The sequence below is a fragment of the Nocardia sp. NPDC058658 genome, from assembly GCF_042716665.1.
Classification (GTDB): Bacteria; Actinomycetota; Actinomycetes; order Mycobacteriales; family Mycobacteriaceae; genus Nocardia.
In genome coordinates this window covers 77,133-98,855 of sequence record NZ_JBHXRR010000017.1, presented here as the reverse complement: position 1 = coordinate 98,855, position 21,723 = coordinate 77,133, and the positions used below count along the sequence as shown (strand labels likewise).

The window sequence follows — 21,723 nt, the reverse complement described above, 5'->3', positions numbered from 1 at the left end:
AATATGAAGGGCGCGTCGAAGGACTTCTCGTAAGGGGCAACAGGACATGGTGGGACTGATCGATCTGGTGCAGACGTTGACCACGCCGCATCCGCTGGACCGGTACCTCGAGCTCGTCCGTCCCGGGCTCACCGCCCGGGAGCTGCGGGCCGAGGTCACTCATGTTTCGCACGCGGTGCCGGGCTCGGTGACACTGACCCTGCGCGCCTCGCGGCAGTGGCGCGGCCACGCCGCCGGTCAGTACGTGCAGATCGGTGTCTCGATCAACGGCGTGCGCCACACCCGCTGCTACTCGCCGATCGACCCGGAGAGCACCGGCGAGCGCTACCTGCAGATCACCGTCAAGGCGCATCCGGGCGGGCTGGTGTCGAACTACCTGCACGCCAACGCCAAGCCGGGCATGGTCGTCGACCTGGCGCCTGCCTCGGGCGTATTCCACCTGCCCGAGCAGCGGCCCGACAAGATCCTGTTGGTCAGCGGCGGCTCCGGCATCACGCCGGTGCTGTCGATGCTGCGTACTCTCGACGCTGAGGGGTACACAGGAGACGTCACCTTCCTGCACTACGCGCGGCAGCCCGAAATGGTGCCGCACCGTGCGGAACTGTCCTCGATCGCGCAGCGCCGCGCCAACTTCCGAATCGAATACCGCTACCCGGTCGAACCGGGCACCGTGATCGACGGTGAAGCCTCCACCGGCAGTGGGTTCTTCGACTACGACGAACTCGAGCGGGTCGCACCGTGGTTCGCCGACGCGCAGACCTTCGTGTGCGGGCCGCCGCCGCTGATGCGGGCGGTCAAGACGATCTTCGAAGCCGAAGGTCTCCAAGATCGGGTGTTCAGTGAGGAATTCACGCTCACCACGGTCCCGACCGACCCGTCCGAGGCCACCGGCACGGTCACCTTCTCCGGCAGCGACGTCGCCGCCGAGAACACCGGAGCAACGCTGCTCGAGCAGGCCGAGGCATCCGGGCTGACCCCGGAATACGGCTGCCGCATGGGGATCTGCTTCTCCTGCACGGCGACCAAGGTCTCCGGCTGCACCCGCAACATCCGTACCGGCGAACTCGACGCCGAGCCCGACAAGCAGATCCAGGTCTGCATCAACACAGCTGTCGGCGACGTCGACATCGCACTCTGAACGACACACAAGAACCAACAAGGGGAGATATAGCCATGACGATCCTCACCGAAGGCAAAGACGGCCCGGTCATCCTGACCCCGGATCAGGTCGAAGAGCTCGGCGCCGCACTGGACGCGATCCGCGCCCGCGTCGTCGAGGACCTCGGCGAACGCGACCGCGACTACATCTACAACATCATCAAGACCCAGCGTGGCTTCGAAATCGCCGGCCGCGGGCTGATGTACCTGGGCTTCCTGCCGCCGTTCTGGCTGGCCGGTGTCGCCGCGCTGGGTGTGTCGAAGATCCTCGACAACATGGAGATCGGCCACAACGTCATGCACGGCCAGTACGACTGGATGCGTGAGCGCGGCATCAACTCCCGCGAATTCGACTGGGACACCGTCTGCCCGGCGGACCAGTGGAAGCACTCGCACAACTACATGCACCACACCCACACCAATATCGTCGACATGGACCGCGACATCGGTTACGGCGTCCTGCGCATCGATCCCGCGCAGAAGTGGAACCCGTACTACCTGGGTAACCCGGTGTACGCGTTCCTGCTGATGATGCTGTTCGAGTGGGGCGTGATGCTGCACGACCTCGAGGCCGACAACATCATCAAGGGCAAGCGCAAGTGGTCCGACATCAAGCCGCTGCTCAAGGGGCAGGGTAAGAAGGCCGGCAAGCAGGTCCTCAAGGACTACGTGATGTTCCCGGCGCTGACCGGTCCGCTGTTCGTGTCCACCCTGGCGGGCAACGTGGCGGCCAACCTGGTGCGCAACGTGTGGACCTACTCGATCATCTTCTGCGGTCACTTCCCCTCGGGCGTGCAGACCTTCTCCAAGGAGGAGACCGAGGTCGAGACCCGCGGCGAGTGGTACGTGCGCCAGATGCTGGGCTCGGCCAACATCAAGGGTTCGCGACTGTTCCACATCATGTCGGGCAACCTGTCGCACCAGATCGAACACCACCTGTTCCCGGACATCCCGGCGAACCGGTACCCGGAGATCGCGCCCGAGGTGAAGGCGCTGGCCGAGAAGTACGGCCTGCCCTATAACACCGGTCGTTTCTCCAAGCAGATCGGCTCGGTCTGGGCCAAGATCTTCCAGCTCTCGGTGCCGGATCGTTTCGTGAACAGGCCGTCCGAGCCCGGTGTTATCGTTATGCGAAATCAGCCGGAATCCTCCACTGTGAGCGGGTAAATGGTCGGGAAATTCGAAAGCAACAAGGATCTGGTCCAGGAATTGACGGCATCCGGTGCGCAGCGGGTCGGTAAAATCGTCTCGCTGATCACCGGGACCGTCGCCGAGGTTGCTCGCGAGATCGGCGAATTCGTCACCGATGCGATCGAGATGAGAGAAGCCGCTGCGGCTGCTCGTCGAGATGCGGAGAAGGACGCGGCTTTCGCCGAGACCGTCGACCTCGACACTCCGGTATCCGAAGATCTCGACGCGCCGACGTTGTTCGCCGAACCGGCCGCGGGCGACAAAGCTCCGGCTACCGGCGACAAAACCCCGGTTACGGGCGAGCAGGTCTGATCCTCACCACACCGGCAACCGCCTGCGGTGTTCGGTGACATCGGTGATCAGATCCCGGTAGCCGTCGGTCAATTCGGCAAGACGACACCACTGCAGATGGGTGCGAGCCTCCCGCTGCCGTGGTGTCGTCGTCGTTTGTGCGGCCAATGCCTGTTGCGCGGCAATCCATTTCGCGGCCATCCGGTCGATCACCGCGCCGAGGGTCTCGGTGTGCAGCGAGGCGCCGTCGCGGTGTTCGACGTGGGTGGCGACCCAGTCGTCGATGCGGGCGATCAGCGCGCCGCGGTCGTCGTCGATGGCGTCGACGAGTCGCCCGCACGCCGCGACGCCGCTGCTCGACGCGGCGGGGTCGCGGGCCTGTTCGAGGATTCTGCGCCTGCGATCGTGGCAGCTGGCGAGTCCGCTCGCGGCGTCGAGAACCTGGTGTCGCGTCGGATCGGGGTGGTGGGTGTGCAGGAAGGCCCGCAGCAGTGCCGACGGTGTCGGTAGCTGTGCGGCGTCCAGGCGATGATCGATCGGCATGGCTGCCCCTGATGACGCGAAGGTGGCTGGATACGCCGACGCCGAGAAGGATATGTGAGGGTGCCACTCCCCGGCACCGGCGTAGCCCCGCCCGGACGTCGACGAAAGTCCGCGACGCTGCGGTGGAAGACGGCCCGGGGAAAAATCGGGACCCTTTCAGGAAAGCGCGATTCGGCGGCGACGCGCAATAGTACGGAGTACAAACTCCGCGGTCGGCGGCAATTGTTATCCACCATTACGGCAGCGTCTCCCCGTGAGTACTACCAGGTAACCGCCACGGCATATTTCCGGCAACCATTTCGGTGCCCTGTGCATTAACCTCGATACTTGTGCCGGCCTATGTTTCCTCGCCAGAGCTGACCTTCGGATTCCTGTTCGCACTGGAAGACCCGGAGCGCATCGCCGATGTCGTGCGCGGCCTCATGGAACGTCGTGCGGTGTCGGTGTTCCGGCTCGCGCGCCTGTCCGGCGACGACGGCCCACCCGAGCGTTACGTCGTGAATTGGGCTGCCATCCCACAGATTTCGATCACCACCGGCGCCCCCGACGACGAACAGTTGCGCGCGCAACGGATCATGCTGGTCAACGCCTTCCTCGGGGCGGGCGGCGAGGTGAGCATGTACGCGGGAAACCCGGACGGGCACAGCTGAATCAGCGGGTCGACTCGTAGATCCGGCGGACCACATCCTCGATATCGGGTTCCTCGATCGACAGGTCGCGCACCTGCGCCCGGTCCGACACCGCGGCCAGTAAAGCCGCGGCGGTGGTCTTCTCCGCGTCGAAGGCAAGGCGCTGGCGCATGCCGCCCGCTTCGCTGGACAGTAACTGGGCCCCGCAGGGCAGATCGTCGAGATCCGGTGTGGGAGCGGCCAGGTCGACCACCAGTACCCGGCGCGCGCCGACGGTGGCGCCGAGCCCGGTCAGCGAACCGTCGTACACCAGCCGCCCGTAGTCGACCACGAGCACCCGATCGCAGAGGCGTTCGATATCGCCCATGTCGTGGGTGGTGAGCAGCAGGGTGGTGCCGCGCTCGATGCGTTCGGCGCGCAGGAACTCGCGTAATCGCTGCTTGGACAGCACGTCCAGGCCGATCGTCGGCTCGTCGAGGATCACCAGTTCCGGCGAATGCAGCAGCGCGGCAGCCACTTCCGCGCGCATGCGCTGGCCGAGCGAGAGCTGGCGGACCGGGGTGTCGAGGGTGTCCGACATCTCGAGCTGTTCCACCAGTTCGTGGGTGCGCTTGTCGGCGACATCGGGGTCGAGGCGATGGATCGCGGCCAGGATCGAAAACGACTCGTGCAGTGGCAGATCCCACCACAGCTGCGAACGCTGCCCGAACACCACGCCGATGCGCGAGGCGAGCTCCTTGCGCTGGCGTACCGGCTCGAGGCCGCAGGTACGCACGGAGCCGGTGGTCGGGACGAGGATGCCGGTGAGTATCTTGATGGTCGTGGACTTGCCCGCGCCGTTGGCGCCGATATAGCCGACCGCCGAACCGCGTTCGATCCGGAAGCTCATCCGATCGACGGCGGTGATGGTGTCGCGGTGGCGGCGCCAGCGGTGGCCGTTCTTGCGGTAGACGGTGAATTCCCGGGTGAGGTCATCGATGTCGATGATCGGTTCGGCGTTCTCGTGGGAGTCCATCATCTATCCCCCTCCTCCCTGATAGTGCCTCGTACCGATACGCCATGCCGCCGAGGCGAGTAGCCACACCCACGCCGCGGCGAGTGGGGTGAGCCACGCCGACCACGCGGGCAACAGTGGTGGCCCCGGCAATCCGAGCAGGGCGATCGTCGGCACATATGCCGTGAACGCGACGGGAATCGCGAACCCGAACAACAGTTTCAGCGGTGTCGGGAACACCGAGGCAGGCTGCATCGCGGCGAACGAACCGCCGTAGGTGAAGCTGTTGGTGAGCTCGGCACCATCGATCAAGAAGAACTGTAGTCCTGCCGCACATACGAAAAGGCCACAGAACAGTGCAAATCCACTTATCAAGGTGATCACGATCAAGGTAACTGGCGCGATGCCCCAGTCGATATCGTTGCGCCACAGTCCGATTCCGAGCACGATCACCGCCACGGCGGCGCGGGCCAGCCTGCGTAACGAGATGTCGCTGGTTACCAGCTGCAGCAGAAGTGGTTGTGGGCGAAGGTGATAGGCGTCGAGGGTGCCCATTCGAATCATCGACGGCAGCGAATCCAGGTGCCCGACCGCGACCTGGGCCAGCGCGAACGAGGTGTTGGACAGCCCGAACAGCAGCAGCGCGGCCTCCACATCGAGACCACCGAGTACGCCGACATTGTGGAAGATGACCCACACCTCGCCGAACTCCACCAGCCCGATCAGGAACGCGCTGAACACCTCGGTGGCGAACGAAAGCCGGTACACCTGCTGTGCTTTCACACGCGAACGCAATACTGCGAGATAGGGGGTGAACCAGGTCCCGGCAACGATGCGCGCGGAATCCGGTTCAGCCACCCTGTACCTCCAGCCTGCGTTGTCCCGCTCGCAACAACACCCTGCCGAGCAGTCCGATCACCAGCACCCAGAAGCCCTGTACCGCCACGATGATCAAGGCATCCGAGCCGGCAGCCCGCCCTGACAGCGTATCGATCGGGGCCTGCAGGATGGACGGAAACGGCGTAGACATCGCCACGACACGCAGCCAGTCGGGGAACATGTGCACCGGCACGAAAAGCCCGGCCAGGAACGTGCCGACGATCTGGTACAGCACCCGGATCCCACGGATCTCGACCACCCAGAACCCGATCAGCGCCACCGCGAACAGGCACAGAAACGACAACGCCACGGCCAGCAGCACACTGATCAGACCGAGCAGATAGGCCAGCGGGGTGTCCGGCATCGACAGGCCGAAGGTGGTGGCGCCGATGACGATGCTCGGCACCCCGCGCGGCAGGATTGTGCAGGCCGCGCGGCCCAAATCGGTGGCCAGGTAGCCGAGTTGGACGTCGATCGGGCGCAGGAAGTCGATGGCGACGTCACCGGATTTGATCCGGTCGACCAGGTCGATCTGCGGTCCCATGAACTGGGTGGCGCCGAGCAGGGCCTGCGACAACCACACGTACGCCCCGATGGTGCCCTCGTCGTAGCCGCCGAAATCACTGGCCGAACGCACCGCCGCGACCATCACCGCCGCACGGACGAACCCGAACACACAGTTGGTGAAAAGCCCGGCGAACATCGCCAGTTTGTATTGCGCCTGCCGCTTGAACCCCGCCCGCGCCAACGTCCAATACACCCGGAAAGTCCCTGGCTTGCGGCGACGCCGCGCTGCGAAGGCAAGCCCACCATCCCCCACCACATCGCCCCGCACAATCAGTCAACTGTAGGCCGACCGCGCTGAATCAGGACGAAAACGGCACGGATCGGTACTGCTGCGCGGGTGCTACCGGTGGCCGCTCAGTCGGTGGGGAAGCCTGTCGCGAACAGGATCGCGATGGCGACGGAGCTGACCACGGAGACGGCAAGGATGATCCACATGGGCAGAAGATTACCGGGCCTGCTGTGGGATGCGGGCAGCGAGTGCCTTCACGGCGGGCCGCCACATCTGATCGGCGCAGCACGGTCGGCTGGTTCATACGCCGCCGCCGTGGTCTCGGCGCGTCACCGGTGCCGACGCAGAAAATCGACCGTCGCCTCGGCGACAGCGTCGGGCTGCTCGGTGACCAGACAGTGGCCTGCGCGCTCGATCACCACCCGTTCGGTGCGGGCGCCGATCCGCGCTTGCAGCCGCTGCGAACCCTCCGGCGGCGCGATGACGTCGTCGGCGCCCTGCACGATCAACAACCTCGGCTACTGCGTCTTCCGCGAGACCTTCGCTCGCGACCTCGGCATCGACGCCGAGCTCCTCGATGCTCGGGCGACCGCGGTCTTCGATCGGATCACCCGAGGCCTCGCGTCCGATGACGGATGAATCGGATCATCGCTTCCCGGGTTCGTCCACCCCGCTGCGTGGTGTGGCTTCAGGCCGACACGACGGTGTCACGGCAGTGCTGCTCGTCGTGATGGGTGCCGTGGTGGCGGGCAAGGGCCATCGGCAGTTGTCGTCTACCCGGTGTGTTGCGGGGGAGGCGTGAGATCGCGGCGGCGGTATCGGCTGATCGGGCGGGCGAATCGTGATGCCCGGCCAGGAAACGCCACGAACACCACCGGGACCGCGAGCGACTCGGATTCCTTCGGCGGTGATCCGAGGGCGGTAGATGGTTGCGCGGTGACCGAAGGCCGGGTCGAGATCGACGGAGTTGAACAGCTCCATCCTCGTCAACCACAGTGACGCACGAACTACTTCGTCCTCGGTGAGCGATTCTCCCGGCCAACCAACTGACGCCCCGACGACGAAGGCGCCGAGGACCGGCACCGGGTTGTCGAGAACGTCCTCGTTGTGTGCCCATTTCAGCACCGCCTCACGCACCGCCCATTGCCGGTCGGAGTAGCCGGGCGTCGTTCGCGCAGTACTGTCCATCCGCAGCATCGCAGACTTTTCCATCAGGTCACTCCTCATTTTCGAACCGAACGGCCCGTGACGTCACGGCCACTAGCGCTGAGCCGACGGGCCCGTGACTCCTGCCGCTACTCCGCTGTGGTTCCCACACGCCACTGTCCCTTCGACAGGCCCAACGTTTCCCCGGGTGACGCGAGCGGACTCGGAGTGCGACAGCTCCACGGTCGCCGTTTACAAGATAAACATATGTCCGTTTATCTTGTAAACTTCCGTATCCACTCTTGCTTGGCGGGGTGTATCGAAACCAGTCGGAACATCCCCGGTATCCTGGGATTATGGCGGTGTGCTGGAAGGCCGGGACCCGAAGATTTTGACAGGAGTTCTGCCCTGAGCGAGGACACGATCGACTCGGGCGCCGAGCTGCGCGACAACGGTTCGCGGGACGGGGATGCGCGCCGCCCCCCACGGCTGGACCGGGTCCTGATCCTGGAATCGGCGATTGCGCTGATCGATGAGGAAGGCCTGGGGCATCTGACGATGCGCCGTCTGGGTTCGTGGTTGGGCGTCGAAGCGATGGCCCTGTACCGATACGTTTCCGGTCGTGACGACCTGCTGGCCGGTGTGGTCGATCACCTCGTCGACCAGCTCTACGATCAGAACCTGATGGAGCCCGACGAGGAGGGCGGCAGTTGGCAGGGGTACCTGCAGCGTCTAGCGCACGGCGTGCGCCGCGTCGCGATCGAGCACCCCGAGGTCTTCCCGTTGATGGCCTCCAGTCCACCGCAGGCGCCTTGGCTCTGCCCGCCTTTGCGCAGTCTGAATTGGATGGAATCCTTCCTCGAAACCATGCTTCACTACGGCTTCGACGACCATCAGGCAGTCCAGGTCTACCGGTCTTTCGCTACGTTCCTGCTCGGCCACCTCCTCCTCGAGGTAGCGACAAAGGGGGTCGAGCTGAGCCCGGTCACCACCGCCGAACCCGGACAGCACGAATCATCGGAGTTGGCGGACTACCCCCACGTGTTTCGCCTGCAGAGCCACCTGGCAGCCAACCGTGCGGCCGATGAATTCGAAGACTCGCTCGAGGCACTGCTCGACCGGCTCGAAGCGATGCGCCGCGCAAGACAACGCCCGTGAGCGGTGGCTCGACTGTGTCGAGCCGTGACGCCCGCTATTGTCGGCGAGGTATCGCCGCAGGTAGCGGGCTGTTCTGTGCGCCCCCGGCAGGAATCGCCGCAGAACTGCGACGGTGGTGCATCTCGGCGGCCGCGGTGCATCGTTCGAGCTGGGGGAGGGTCGGCCGGGCGATGTCGATGCTGAACTGGGCATGGTGATGGAGTTTGTTGTAGATGATCCGGAGTGCGAAGGCGTCGCATAGCTGACGCAGTACGTCTTCCGGCATCTCGGCCACGTCGATGACGGTGTGCGGAAGCTGGTCGAGAAGTTCGACTCCGTCGTTCGGCGGTGGTGGGGCCGTGGCTTCCAGCTTGTGGAGTTCAGCTTGCTTGGTGTCGCGTTCAGTGGTGAGGGTGATCAGGCGTTTCTGGATCTGGTCGAAGATGGCACCGGTGGGATCGTCGCGCTCCTCGAGTGTGAGGAGGAGTCGGCCGAGTCGGCTCTCGGTGTCAGCGATCGTGCGTCGGAGGCCTTGGATTTTGTCAAGGTGGGTTCGGGCGCGGTCGTTGTCATCGACAGTGATCGCGGCGGCGAACAGTTCGCGGCGATGTGGTCCGAAGACATGCGTGTTGAAGAACTCAGTTGTGGCGGCAAGGAGTTCGGGCTCGGGGAGCAGGATCGATGGTGGGTGGTTGTCCGGCCGGAGCTGACCGCGGGGCTGGCAGTTGTAGTAGGTGTAGCTCTTGCGGGTCTTTCCGTGCATGCGTTTGCCGCCGCAGAGTTCGCACCGCACGTAGGACCGCATGCGGTAGGTGTGGGCCGTTTGGCGGTGTGGGTTGGCGCTGGCGGGCCTGGCGTCGCTGCGGGACCGTACGCGTTCCCTGGCGACGTGCAGGGCCGCAGTGAACGTGTCCAAGTCGATGATGGCGGGGTGGGTCGGTTTGGTGGACCAGACCCATTCGCTCGGCGGGTTCGGTTTGCACTTGTTCTTCGAGGCACGCCGGTTCCAGACTTGGTAGCCGGTGTACTTCGGATTGTGAAGTATGTCGCGAACGGTCGTGGGTCCCCACTTGCCTGAGGCCTTGGACGGGTCGGGTGCGATCGGCGCAGGGTGCCGATCGAGATCGAAGTTCAACCGCTCGGCGATCGCCCGATAGCCGAGCTTCTCGTTGATGCGCCATGAGTAGATCGTCTGGATGACGGGCGCCCGGACCGGGTCGATGGCAAGTCGGGTCTTACTTCTGCCCTCCGCGCGCCGGGCCGGGACGGGGTGGGGAACCTTCTCGGCCGCATAGCCGTACGGCGCTTGGCCGATGTTGAATCCGGCTTCGGTGTGTTGTTCGAATCCGCCCCGGGACTTCTCCAGCATCTCGAGGACGTACCACTCAGCGATGCCCTGCTTGACGCGGCGGGTCAGAACATTCGTTGCGCGTGGGCTGGCGCCGCGGGCCAGATCGATCGGCTCGTCGGCGGCGAGTAGCGCGACACCGAGGCTTTGGAGTTTGTGTTCGATGCGGGTGGAAAAGACTGTGCGACGCCAGATCCGGTCGATGGATTCACAGATGACGATGTCGAAGCGCCGCTCTGGTGCGGCGGCCTCGGTGAGCATGTCGGCGATGCCGCCGTCGCGGTGGATCGGGATCGCGAACTGTTCGTGAGCGGTGCCGCGTCCGCGCTTGTCGAGGTCGCTGCGGCCGGACTCCACGTCGTAGAAGTGAGCGGTGATGATGACGTTCTGGGGCAACCCCGCCAACACTTTGGTGCAGCTGCCGAGCTGGCGTGGCAGAGACAGCGTCGGGTCCTGCATGTCGTCAGTCGAGGTGCGACCGATGAACGCGGCACGAATCAGCCCCGACCCTGGTGCGATCAGTGGTGCGGATAGCTCGGCCAGAATCTGTTGTGGCGACCGAGTCTCGGAGCCGTTGATTGCTACGCCGCTTCCGGTTGCTGCCGATCGGCCCCAGGGCTGTTGTGGTTGATCCACCATGTCAAGACCTCCCGGATCGCGCGCGCTTGGACTTGGGCGAGCTGGGCTCCGACGGGGCCATCGACGATGGTGATGTCCGCAGTGACGCTGAGCGGCCGGATATCCCTGCCGTTGCCTGGCGCGTCTGGCCGGGATCGGTTCGGTAGTTGGGTGGCATGTGCCCGGGATACGTCATCGACTGCGGAGTCCGCAATCAGATCCGCCGGAAAAACTCCTGGTCCACGAGCTATCTGCCGGTTCCTGCGTTGAGTCACTGGTCCTCCGAACAATCTTCATGCGATTCATCCACGCCACCTTCGTGGTACTGGCCTACTCCTGGATCGCCGCCGCATTCCGACATCCAAGGTCGAGCTGCAGGAGCGCCCGAACCATCCTGAACAGGTGTTGAGAATCGTTCTGTTGACGCCGATGCCGCGATTCGCGAACGTCAGGTGGCTTCCCATCGTTGGTGTCCATGAACCGAGGTCGGCAAACGGTGTCGTTTTCCGAACACCCCCAGGCGCGACCCTATGTTGGCCGGGCCGGCTTTTCGACATGGGTGTCGATCAGAAAGCCAGCGACGGCGAATCCTGCGTTGACCGCCAGCTTCGCATGTCGCGGTGCTGGGCGAACCGAAGTTTTACCTCGCCCGTGTGAGTCGCTCAAGCTGTTGCGCATCGCCGCGAGTCCGCTCACGACGGTAGCCACTCCGCTCAGGATCTGTTTGATGATCTTCTCGGTGTGCTGGTCCGGTGCGATCTCCATTGCCGCCGCTGCCGCCTTGTACAGTTTCGCGAGATCACCGCCGTCCTCGTACGCGACCCCTCGCTCGTCGCAGATGTGCTTGCAGACGCTCTCCAACGTGGTTCGAGCCGCCGTGATCGCGCCTTCCGGATCACTGACGACCTTGTCCAAGGCCGCTGTCCACGAACGCTGCACACCGTCCCAATCTTCAAGCTGCTCAAGTCTGTCCGACGCGGCCGTCGAGCCTGGTGCGCTGCCTTGCAGCAACAGGCTCCGCAACTTCGCGATGTCCTCCTCGGAGGGCATCGGATACTTGCTCGGACCGTCGTAGGTGCACAGGTCGAGGAGGAACCGACGCTGGTCATCGCTGGAGAGACTGTTGAGTCCCGTTTCGAACAGCTGCCAGCGCGATGGGCCACCACCCGACATCGTGTACGAGCCGAGCACGTCGGTGTAGTCGGCGAAGATCCGATGGAGCTCGGGCCCGCTGAAACCGGTATCTCGCGCGAACATGTCAGTTGCGAGCTTGGTGACTTTATAGGGCAGCTTGGAACGAACGGATGGCATCAGCAGATCATCGCACCCACAAGAATTCTCAGTGCACTCCTCTTTGTGAGCGCGAAAGATGAGGTGGGAGGCGCGAACTCTCGGCCCCACAGAACCGATGCGGATCGCGCCCAATCCCACCGCCGATCGGTGCTGCTCAGGCAGTTGTTGATCATCCTGAAGCTATATGGCGGTGACTGGGCATATGCTCTGGCTAGCCGCTCGCTGTTAATGCGTCCTCGTGGGCGAATTCCAAGAACTCCCTGTGCGGGGTCCGCTGAGAATGCCATCGTGTCGTAGCGCCGTCCGGTCGAACGCGTCGTTTCGCGTATGTCAGCACCAAATGGTACTTGGCGCGCGAGATGGCGACGAAAAACTCGGAGATCGCAGTGATGGGGTCGGCCCAGAAGAGCTGCGTCTCTACGCCGAGGACGACAACCTTGTCGAACTCCAGGCCTTTGCACTTGTGGATGGTTAGAATCCTAATTGCGTCTACTTCGGATAGCCGTCGGAGTGCTTGATTGGCATCGCCGTCGACGAAAAGTTCACGATAGAAGGCTTTGTGTGCCTGCTCGATGACGTCATCAAGACGGGTACCTTGCTCGTAGCTGGGCGACAATGCGGTCAGGACGGGTCGCGATACCAGGCTCAGGAATTCTCCAATGAGAGTCCCCCATGCGGCGGGGTTCTCAGCCTCGAACGTGCTCGAATGCACGGTCGCTCGAGCCGAGTGGAGTATTCCCTTTAGTCGGCTATCGAAGCGTGCCGACTCGTTCTCGGAGTTGCTCGACTGATGGACGACTCGCATAAGTTCGGCATAAGCGTGGGGCTGCCGATTGGTTGCGACTATCCGTATAAAGTTGAAAATGAGGGCGGCTACCGGCTCCGCGGAGAGGTCCTGGCTCTGTTGCTCGTTCCGAAAGGGGATCCCGCGGAGGGTGAGCTCGCTACATAATGCTGCGGCCACAAGATGTGGCTGCTGGCGCACCAGGATTGAAATTTCATGCGGCGGTACTCCCTCTTTGAGCCACTGTTCGATAATGTTTGCGATTGCCTTCGCCTCGTCGCGTTCGGAGTCGAATTTTAGGACGTCGATGACACCATCGTCGTCAGTCGGCTCCTTTACAGGGCTAACTGCGCCGGGGTCCATGCGTGAAATCATTCTGTTCTGCATCCGGCGAAGGCGGGGTGCAGAGCGAAAGTTCTGATACAAGGGGAGTGGTTGGGCGGAGAAGTCATCGGCGAAGGTTTGCATGACTCCGTCTAGTGCGCCCGCCCAAGTCATGATTCGTTGTTTGGTGTCCCCGACCGCCGTCAGGATCGCTGTTTTTGGGTCAAACGCTGCTTTGACCAATTGGTACTGTTGGTCGGTGCAGTCCTGGAATTCGTCGAGGAAGACATGGCTATAGGTTTGGCGGATGCCTCCGCGCGCGTACGCGTTGGTCTCGATGATCTCTAGGGCGAGTGGCACGAGATCTGCGAAGGTGACCTGTTCGCCGGCGATGCGGGTGTCGGGGTCGATCCTGTAGCCCGGGCTGAGCGCGTTGTATCCGGTGAGGGCAGGTCGGAAGTTGTCGATGATCCGTTTCGCGAAAGCGTGAAACGTGAGGCTGTCGAACCGTGCGGCGAGCTGCGGCCCGGAGCGAAGACGGACTCGCTCGCGCAGATTGCGAGCGGCGTCGACTTTGAAGGACACGGCAAGAATTCTGCGAGGGTATGGACACTCACCTGTACGCAGCAGGAAGTCTGCCCGTTGGGCCAAAAGCTCAGTCTTGCCCGCACCTGGTCCGGCTGAGACGACCACGTTCTCCTTCGAGATCGTCGCGGCAGACATAGCGTTCGGCTCGAGAGTGAGCCCATCGACCGGGATCCATTGATCGCGGCGGATCATTCCGGCAGCGCCTCAAGGCTCGTGCGGACATGCTCGACAAGTCGGCTGAGTACGCCGGGCGCACCATCTATCAGTTGGTTGTCGCTCATGTCGGCTAGTGCGGCCAGGTGTGCAGCGGGCTTGCTGCCGAGATCGAATTTGTCGTGGTAATCGTCAAAGAGGGTGAGCGTGTCCGTGGAGAGTAGTTCGTGGTTCACATGGCTCTTGCCGAGTACGGCGACAATTGTGTCGTGGTCAGGTTCAGTGGGATCAACTTTATATGCATCGGGGTATGCCGCCATCATCGTCAGATCGAGGTCCACCGGCGATGAGAAAAACACCGCATGTTGCTCGAGTGTTCTGACGTAGTCGTTTTCCTTAGTGGTGGCTTCATGGTCCGGGAAGTCGCAGTGTTCATCCCATTTAGGAAGGGCTTCTATTGCTATCTTTGAGAAGGTCTCTGGCTTCACGATATTTAGCTGTTTCAGGGCATTGCGAACTCGGCCCCAACCCCCGTGGAAACGGCCTGAGTCGAGGTCGAGCAGCGTTGCATACGGGATCTGTAGATCCTCGAGGAGGCGCCAGAAGTGATTGACATGGCGTCCGCCCAGCGGGACGACGGATACGGATGCGTCGTCCTCGGCGATACCTGCGGCGGCCAGGAGCCGAGGCAGGACAACCTGCTCACTGGCACCCTCGCCCAGCACAACAAACCGGGAGAAATACAGTTCTGGGTAGGCCTTTACGGCCTCGCGCAGATACTTCGCGGCATCTTCGTCGTTCTCGGGCAAGGTTATGCGGTGGACTGTTGTTTCTCGGGAGCCGTTCAGGCGTAGGAAGCAGATGGTACGAGGATCGACGCGATGCAACAGTGCCGGTGCATGTGTCGCGATGAGTGTTTGAACATCTCCGTTTGCGCTGGCGTTTCGCAGTTGGCGGACGATCCGGCCGAGATACTGCGGCGCGAGACTGTTCTCGGGCTCCTCCAGTGCGATGACGGTGTGGATAGGGGGTCGCAGCTTGTCTGCATCGAGAGATGTCTCTTCGCCTGCCAGAACTCGCCGTGAAAGGGCCTGCCAGGCAAGCACCAGTGAGATGTAGAGCAGCGACTTCTGGCCGTCGCTCAACCGCTCGAACGGGAGAGGGGGTTCGCCGTGAGTCGGTGAGAAGTTCACGGTGAGCTGACGAAGCACACCCTCTAGATCGCCGCGCCCGAACGCGATCGACGGATCCTTGAAGTAGTCGCCATGGTGGAGTCCCTGCCACTGGTCGGCAAGTCGCTTCCCGATGCTCGCGACGGTCGGATTCGCGACTAGCGCGTTGGTGATCTCAGCAGTGAGCCGGCCCAGGGTTGTGCGTTCGGACGCCCAGTCGGCGGCGCGAAGGGTGCGTGCGATAACGGAAGTGGCGGTGTAGGAGACGTGATCGGTGGGGTCCCTACGGGCGGGCAAGTAGTGCACTTCGATATGGCGACGGTCGTATCTGGACATCTCGGATCGATGGGTGGGCTCGCCCGCCTCGTCGGCATCCAGTACGTATTCGATCTTTTCGTCGATGACGCCATCCGGTGCGAGCGCTGCCGTCAGGCGAATCCGCGTACGGGGGACCCCGTCAGCAGTGTCGATCGCCATGTGCGAGAAGTTTGGTGGGATCGACGCGTGCTGCCCGTCAACTGCCGCTTCTGGGAACTCGACGTCCACCTCCAGCCACAGTGTCGGTTCCTCGGATTGCACCTCTGTCCCGGAGCGGCCGACGGGCACGTGGAAGTCCCTGACGCGAATTTCACGCTGACCAGCCAGCGGGCTGAACAGCCGTGACATCGCCTCTAAGACCGCGGTCTTACCCGACCCATTCGGTCCGAGCACGTGTGTGAGGTCGTGGAGGTCGATCTCTGTCGGTGTTGGCCCGAAGGACTGGAAGTTGCACAGTCGCAACATCGTGATCTTCATCGGTACCCGACCCGTCTTCCGCTGCGTCAATGCTGAACACCCGTCGTGCGGGCGTTTGGCGAGGTTTCGCCGGGACGATACTTCGGCGAAAGCCGCTATCCGTTTGCTCGTCCGCCACCACGCCGTGCGAGTATCAGCGCCATGGGGGTGGGCGGGTCGAGAATACTCCAACGCTTCAGGTGAAATACGCTGGGGTGGAAGCCAACTCGTCTTCGTCGAAATTTTGAAACCGGTCGGTATTTCAGTTTCGGTTTTGGTTTGCTTGGTGGTGTCGGCGATCGTGAGCCGTTCGTCGCGCATCCTTCCGTCGGATGCGCGTCGCTGATGGCGATGCCAGCAATCGACGTTGTCCTCCAGACCTGTCGGCGTCGGCTCACGAGCTCCCCATCGTCCTGGGGGAGGCGGCGGTCAGACGAGGTTCGGCTTCGCCCTTGCGAGGGTTTCTCTGCGGAGTTGCGCATCAGTCGGTGGTTCTGGATCGGATTGGCTGTGGCGTTCCTGGTCGGGTTGGCCACGACGCGTACCGGCCGAAGGTCGAGCTTTCGCGCGAGGGGAAGCTGCAGGTTGCGGGTATGGGCCGAGCCATTCAGGTGCGACGGCTGCAATCGGCGACGTTCCCGGCAAACGATACGGCACCGGTAGGCCGCCTTCGATCGGTCTAGCCGGTGCGGCGGTTCTGACGCCGAAGTGGACGGTGTTGGGCCAGCTTGAGTCTGGCAGATAGGGAATGCTCGTGGCTTGGCGGCGACACGGTTCGCCTCGCCTGTGTGGCTGACATCGTGGCGACCGGGCAAGATGGCCTGGCGAGCATTGCTGTTTCTGTGAAAGGGTCGAGGTCGGTTATGGGTTCCGTTCACGAGGTCATCGAGGCGTTTCGGCAGGCACCCAGCAACTCGGAGCGTGGGACCAAATTCGAGGAGCTGATGGTCCGTTATTTCCAGCTCGATCCGATGCTTGCCCAGCAGTACGACCAGGTCTGGCAGTGGATCGACTGGCCGGGCCGCGACGGAAAACCTGACACCGGCATCGACCTGGTCGCCCGTGAACGGGACACCGGCTCGATTACGGCGATCCAGTGCAAGTTCTACGAACCCACCCACACCCTCGCCAAAGGTGATATCGACTCCTTCTTCACCGCCTCAGGCAAGAAGCCGTTCGCTAACCGGGTGATCATCTCCACGACCGACCGGTGGGGAAAGAACGCCGAGGACGCGCTCGACGGGCAGTCGATCCCCGTCCAACGGATCGGGTTGGCCGATATCGCCGAGTCCCCGATCGACTGGGACATCGCCTGGCCGGCTGGTGTGCTACACGTCGACCTGTCGGAGGCAAAGCGGCACGAGCCACGTCCCCACCAGCAGGATGCGATCGACGCCGTGTTCGCAGGGTTCGAGGCCGGCAACGACCGCGGCAAGCTGATCATGGCGTGTGGCACCGGCAAGACGTTCACCGCGTTGAAGATCGCTGAACGGGTCGCAGCCGAAAATGGCGGCGCCGCAAGGATTTTGTTCGCGGTGCCGTCGATCTCGCTGTTGTCGCAGACGTTGCGGGAATGGACCGCGCAAACCCAGCTTGGACTGCGGGCGTTCGCGGTGTGCTCCGACACCAAGGTTTCGCGCTCCGCAGAGGACGTCGCTGTGCACGACGTCGCGATCCCCGTAACCACCGATCCGGCGAGGCTTGTGGCGGAGATGGCGCACCGCAAGCGTGCGAAGGGTCTGACGGTGGTATTCACCACCTATCAGTCCCTTCCGGTGGTCGCCGCCGCGCAGACACAGGGCGTTGATCCGTTCGACATGGTGATCTGCGACGAAGCCCACCGGACCACCGGTGTGACCCTGTTCGGTACGGACGAGTCGAACTTCGTCCGCGTCCACGACCCTGACTACCTCAAAGCCACCCGCCGGTTGTACATGACCGCGACGCCGCGGATCTTCGACGAGACGGTGAAGGAAAAGGCAGAGGAACATTCCGCCGAACTGTCCTCGATGGACGACGAGACCCGCTACGGGCCGGAGTTCCATCGGCTTTCATTCGGGGATGCCGTCGAGCGGGGTCTGCTGACCGACTACAAGGTGATCGTGCTGACCGTCGATGAAGACTTGGTCGCGTCTCCGCTACAGCAGCAATTGGCGGGGGAGTTCAGCGAGCTGCGCCTCGACGATGCGTCCAAGATCGTCGGCTGCTGGAACGGGCTCGCCAAGCGTGCTGGCCGCACTCCCGACGGAACCGGCTTCGCGGCCGGTGAACCGCCGATGCGCCGGGCAGTGGTGTTCGCAAAGGATATCGCCGCGTCCAAACAGGTCGCGGACGTGTTCCCTGCGGTCGTGGACGCCTATCGGGATCTTCTCACCGATAGTGAGGGCGACGGGCATGCGGTGTCGACGACGAACCTCGATCTGGCGTGCTCGGTCCGGCATGTCGACGGCACGTTCAACGCCCTACAACGCAATGCTGAGTTGGCGTGGTTGAAGGCGCCGGTACCGGAGGGTGAGTGCCGGATTCTGACGAATGCCCGCTGTCTGTCCGAAGGCGTGGACGTGCCGGCATTGGATGCGGTAATGTTCCTCAACCCCCGCAACTCCGTGGTCGATGTGGTGCAGTCGGTCGGCCGGGTGATGCGGAAGGCCGACGGCAAGGACTACGGCTACATCATTTTGCCGGTCGCGGTCCCCGCAGGGGTCGCGCCGTCACAAGCGTTGTCGGACAACCGACGGTTCAAGGTGGTTTGGCAGGTCCTCAACGCGTTGCGCGCGCACGATGACCGATTCAACGCGATGGTCAACTCGATCGCCCTCAACACCACCACCACCGATCAGAAGGTGGGCAAGGGCTCAAGCATGCTGATGGGCGATCACATCGGCCCCGTGGCCGCTCAAGGCGAATCCGTCAGTGGCACAGGAACAGTCGAGTCCTCGGATTCCACCAGTGCCGACACAGCACCTGATTCCGGCGGACAGATGGCGACCCAGATGGCGCTGTTCTCTCTGTCGGAGTGGCAGGAAGCGATCGTCGCGAAGATCGTCGACAAGGTCGGCACCCGGGCATACTGGGAGGACTGGGCCAACGACGTCGCCGACATCGCCGCCGCGCAGATCACCCGCATCCGCGCCCTCCTCGCCAGCGCGGACCCGGCCGTAGCGACCGCGTTCGAGCAGTTCCACCAGGGACTCAAAGACAATCTCAACGACTCCGTCACTGTCGATGACGCGATTAGCATGCTCTCGCAGCATCTGATCACCAAGCCGGTGTTCGACGCGCTGTTCGCCGAACACGACTTCGCTTCCCACAACCCTGTCTCGCGGGTGATGCAGACGATGGTCGAGCGCCTCGGCGACTCCGGCCTCGAAGCCGAAACCGCCAAACTTGAGGGTTTCTACGATTCGGTGCGTATCCGCGCTGCGGAGGTCACCACCGCCGACGGCAAGCAGAGAGTCATCGCGGACCTGTATGAGAAGTTCTTCCGCATCGGCTTCAAGCGCCAGTCCAAAGCTCTCGGGATCGTCTATACCCCGGTCGAGGTCGTCGACTTCATTCTTCGTGCCGCCGATCAGGCATCCCGGAACGCGTTCGGACGCGGTCTCACCGATGAGGGCGTCCACGTCCTGGACCCGTTTACCGGCACCGGCACCTTCATGACCCGCCTGCTGCAATCCGGTCTCATCCGAACTGAGGATCTGGCCCGCAAGTACACCAACGAGTTGCACGCCAACGAGATCATGCTCCTCGCTTACTACATCGCAGCGGTGAACATTGAGTCCACTTACCATGCAATCGCCGGGAAAGAGGCTGCGGCGGAGTATGTGCCGTTCGAGGGGATCGTCCTCGCCGACACTTTCCAGATCAGCGAGGAGGGCGACAGTCTCGATGCAGTCATATTCCCGCAGAACAACGACCGTATCATCCGGCAAAACACCGTCCCAATCAACGTCGTGGTCGGAAATCCGCCCTACTCGAAGGGGCAGACCTCCGCGAACGACCTGAACGCGAATCGCGGCTACCCGACCTTGGACGGGCGGATCGCTGCCACTTACGCCAAACGCTCCACGGCGACGAACAAGAACAGCCTCTACGACTCGTACCTGCGCGCGTTGCGGTGGGCCACCGACCGTGTTGGGGATGCCGGCGTTGTCGCGTTCGTCTCCAACGGTGGGTGGATCGACGGCAACACCGCAGATGGCGTCCGCCTGTCGCTCGCCGACGAATATGCACAGCTCTACGTCTACAACTTGCGCGGAAACCAGCGCGCCGCTGGCGAACTCTCCCGCAAGGAAGGTGGCAAGATCTTTGGCTCTGGCAGCCGCAACACCGTCGCGATTCTGATTGGTGTCAAGAACCCCAACCACAGCGGTGCGTGTGAGATCTTCTACCGCGACATCGGCGACTACCTGACCCGCGAAGAAAAACTCCGCGTTGTCGCCGACAGCGCACTCACCAGCACTAACTGGAAGACCATCGTCCCCAACGCTCACGGAGACTGGACCAACCAGCGTAATGACGAGTTCGAGGTATGGCCGGTCATCGGTGAGAAGCAGCCGGAACCCGGACAGACCGTTGTGTTCTCGCTGCACTCGTCAGGATTGAAGTCGAACCGCGACACCTGGGTTTACAATTTCTCCGAGGCAGCCGTCGAGGCGAACGTCAAACGCATGCTCGATTTCTATAACGCGCAGGCCGAGCTATTGGATGCTCATTGCTCGGCGCACGCAGTCGCGGACCGCAAGGGTGTCGCAGAACAGTTCATCGACACCGACCCGACCAAAATCAGTTGGAGTGGGGGTCTCAGGGCGAGTTTCGCAGCCAGCAAGCGCTTCGAATACGAGCCCGCATCCCTCACAGTTGGGCTCTACCGGCCGTTCTCGAAGCAGTACGTCTACTACAATGCTGCGCTTAACGAGCGTCGCTATCAGCTCGCGTCGATGTTCCCGACCCCTCACCACAGGAACATCGGTTTCTACGTGGTCGGCACGGGGTCTGACAAGCCGTTTTCGGCCTTGATGACCAACTCGATACCCGACCTGTCATTCTGGGGATCGGGAAGCGGCCAGTTTTTCCCCCGCTGGACGTATGTGAGGACCGAGTCGTCTGACGGTGAGCTCGATTTCGCGTCAGCCGCGACCGTCGACGTCGACGAGTACGGCTACCGGCAGATCGACAACATCACTGACGGCATCCTGGCGCTTTATCGCTGCGCGGTCGGGGACCAGGTCACGAAGGACGACATCTTCTACTACGTGTATGGGCTGTTGTACGACCCTGCCTATCGCGAGGCGTACGCGGCGGATCTGAAGAAGATGCTCCCACATATCCCGACCCCTGAGACTCGGGAGCGTTTCGAACAACTCGCTACTGCGGGCCGTGGGCTGTCGGACCTGCACGTGGGCTACGAGTCCGTGGAGCCCTACGATCTCGACGTGCAGCTCAAGCCGGGCGCTCTCGACGATGATCGGGAGACATGGCGGGCGTCGAAAATGAAGTGGGGCAAGAAGAAGGACCCCGAGACGGGAAGAAGCGTCGACGATCGCACCACGATCGTTTACAACCCGAAGATCACCATCTCTGGGATCCCCGAGGACGCCGAACGCTACATGCTCGGCTCCCGCTCGGCGCTGGCATGGATTATCTACCGCTACCAGGTCGACACAGACAAGGCATCCGGAATCGTCAACGACCCCAACGACTGGTGCGACGAACACGATGACCCGACATACATCGTCGACCTGATCAAGCGGGTGACGACGGTGGCGGTCGAGACCATGAAGATCGTCGACTCACTTGGGTGAAACTCTGTTCCGCCTGGACTGACCGCCGGTCACTCCGCGCAGTCGGCCGCCCGAGTGCGGGTACCGGCGGTGCGTAGCTCAGCATCTGGTCGAACTCGTAG

The 21,723-nt window shown here is 62.9% G+C and carries 17 protein-coding genes; 7 read left to right on the top strand and 10 right to left on the bottom strand.

Annotated features, from left to right (window positions below; genetic code table 11):
* Positions 1 to 46: 46 nt before the first annotated feature.
* Genes ACFWUP_RS22080 through ACFWUP_RS22070 form a run of 3 tightly spaced genes read left to right on the top strand, consistent with a single transcriptional unit; the run spans position 47 to position 2,661 of the window.
* Positions 47 to 1,138: a ferredoxin reductase gene (locus tag ACFWUP_RS22080; protein WP_379237131.1), complete on the top strand. Its 1,092-nt coding sequence runs from the start codon at positions 47 to 49 to the stop codon at positions 1,136 to 1,138.
* Between the two features lie 35 nt (positions 1,139 to 1,173).
* Positions 1,174 to 2,325, top strand: coding sequence for a fatty acid desaturase family protein (locus tag ACFWUP_RS22075; RefSeq protein ID WP_379237129.1), 1,152 nt, complete (start codon positions 1,174 to 1,176; stop codon positions 2,323 to 2,325).
* On the top strand, positions 2,326 to 2,661 hold the full coding sequence (locus tag ACFWUP_RS22070; RefSeq protein ID WP_379237127.1) for a hypothetical protein: 336 nt from the start codon (positions 2,326 to 2,328) through the stop codon (positions 2,659 to 2,661). It begins immediately after the preceding gene.
* Positions 2,662 to 2,664: 3 nt separating this feature from the next.
* Here ACFWUP_RS22070 and ACFWUP_RS22065 read toward each other — a convergent pair whose 3' ends face one another.
* Positions 2,665 to 3,183, bottom strand: a complete 519-nt coding sequence (locus tag ACFWUP_RS22065; protein ID WP_379237125.1) for a DUF4254 domain-containing protein — start codon at positions 3,181 to 3,183, stop codon at positions 2,665 to 2,667.
* A gap of 329 nt (positions 3,184 to 3,512) precedes the next feature.
* On the opposite strand from ACFWUP_RS22065, the gene ACFWUP_RS22060 reads away from it, so the two are divergent.
* Positions 3,513 to 3,833: a hypothetical protein gene (locus ACFWUP_RS22060; protein WP_379237123.1), complete on the top strand. Its 321-nt coding sequence runs from the start codon at positions 3,513 to 3,515 to the stop codon at positions 3,831 to 3,833.
* Position 3,834: 1 nt separating this feature from the next.
* Here ACFWUP_RS22060 and ACFWUP_RS22055 read toward each other — a convergent pair whose 3' ends face one another.
* The 4 genes from ACFWUP_RS22055 to ACFWUP_RS22040 all read right to left on the bottom strand — a co-directional run bounded on the left by ACFWUP_RS22055 (position 3,835) and on the right by ACFWUP_RS22040 (position 6,984).
* A complete protein-coding gene (locus tag ACFWUP_RS22055) occupies positions 3,835 to 4,827 on the bottom strand; it encodes an ATP-binding cassette domain-containing protein (protein ID WP_379237200.1) in 993 nt (330 codons plus the stop codon).
* Between the two features lie 3 nt (positions 4,828 to 4,830).
* Positions 4,831 to 5,664, bottom strand: a complete 834-nt coding sequence (locus ACFWUP_RS22050; RefSeq protein ID WP_379237121.1) for an ABC transporter permease — start codon at positions 5,662 to 5,664, stop codon at positions 4,831 to 4,833.
* Entirely contained in the window at positions 5,657 to 6,520 is an 864-nt protein-coding gene (locus ACFWUP_RS22045) for an ABC transporter permease (RefSeq protein ID WP_379237119.1), read from the bottom strand. Before ACFWUP_RS22045 ends, ACFWUP_RS22050 begins: the two co-directional genes overlap by 8 nt.
* A 290-nt stretch (positions 6,521 to 6,810) precedes the next feature.
* The gene (locus ACFWUP_RS22040; RefSeq protein ID WP_379237117.1) at positions 6,811 to 6,984 is read right to left on the bottom strand and encodes an alpha/beta fold hydrolase; all 174 of its coding nucleotides are present in this window, start codon (positions 6,982 to 6,984) and stop codon (positions 6,811 to 6,813) included.
* Here ACFWUP_RS22040 and ACFWUP_RS22035 point away from each other — a divergent pair.
* Positions 6,962 to 7,120, top strand: coding sequence for a hypothetical protein (locus ACFWUP_RS22035; protein WP_379237115.1), 159 nt, complete (start codon positions 6,962 to 6,964; stop codon positions 7,118 to 7,120). The genes ACFWUP_RS22040 and ACFWUP_RS22035 overlap by 23 nt on opposite strands.
* A 6-nt stretch (positions 7,121 to 7,126) precedes the next feature.
* On the opposite strand, the gene ACFWUP_RS22030 is transcribed toward ACFWUP_RS22035, so the two are convergent.
* The gene (locus ACFWUP_RS22030) at positions 7,127 to 7,693 is read right to left on the bottom strand and encodes a hypothetical protein (RefSeq protein ID WP_379237113.1); all 567 of its coding nucleotides are present in this window, start codon (positions 7,691 to 7,693) and stop codon (positions 7,127 to 7,129) included.
* 357 nt (positions 7,694 to 8,050) lie between these two features.
* Between ACFWUP_RS22030 and ACFWUP_RS22025 the strand changes: the two genes are divergently transcribed.
* Positions 8,051 to 8,785: a TetR/AcrR family transcriptional regulator gene (locus tag ACFWUP_RS22025; RefSeq protein ID WP_379237198.1), complete on the top strand. Its 735-nt coding sequence runs from the start codon at positions 8,051 to 8,053 to the stop codon at positions 8,783 to 8,785.
* Positions 8,786 to 8,819: 34 nt separating this feature from the next.
* Here the strand turns inward: ACFWUP_RS22025 and ACFWUP_RS22020 are convergent, their stop codons facing one another.
* The 4 genes from ACFWUP_RS22020 to ACFWUP_RS22005 form a co-directional block, all read right to left on the bottom strand.
* The gene (locus ACFWUP_RS22020; RefSeq protein WP_379237111.1) at positions 8,820 to 10,571 is read right to left on the bottom strand and encodes a recombinase family protein; all 1,752 of its coding nucleotides are present in this window, start codon (positions 10,569 to 10,571) and stop codon (positions 8,820 to 8,822) included.
* 687 nt (positions 10,572 to 11,258) lie between these two features.
* Positions 11,259 to 12,041: an abortive infection family protein gene (locus ACFWUP_RS22015; protein ID WP_379237109.1), complete on the bottom strand. Its 783-nt coding sequence runs from the start codon at positions 12,039 to 12,041 to the stop codon at positions 11,259 to 11,261.
* A 193-nt stretch (positions 12,042 to 12,234) separates the two neighbouring features.
* Positions 12,235 to 13,911 (bottom strand): UvrD-helicase domain-containing protein, encoded by a 1,677-nt coding sequence (locus ACFWUP_RS22010; RefSeq protein ID WP_379237107.1) that lies wholly within the window; start codon positions 13,909 to 13,911, stop codon positions 12,235 to 12,237.
* Positions 13,908 to 16,139, bottom strand: a complete 2,232-nt coding sequence (locus tag ACFWUP_RS22005; protein ID WP_379237105.1) for an ATP-dependent endonuclease — start codon at positions 16,137 to 16,139, stop codon at positions 13,908 to 13,910. The genes ACFWUP_RS22010 and ACFWUP_RS22005 overlap by 4 nt, the downstream gene beginning before the upstream one ends.
* A gap of 542 nt (positions 16,140 to 16,681) precedes the next feature.
* On the opposite strand from ACFWUP_RS22005, the gene ACFWUP_RS22000 reads away from it, so the two are divergent.
* Entirely contained in the window at positions 16,682 to 21,622 is a 4,941-nt protein-coding gene (locus tag ACFWUP_RS22000) for a DEAD/DEAH box helicase (RefSeq protein ID WP_379237196.1), read from the top strand.
* Positions 21,623 to 21,723: the final 101 nt, after the last annotated feature.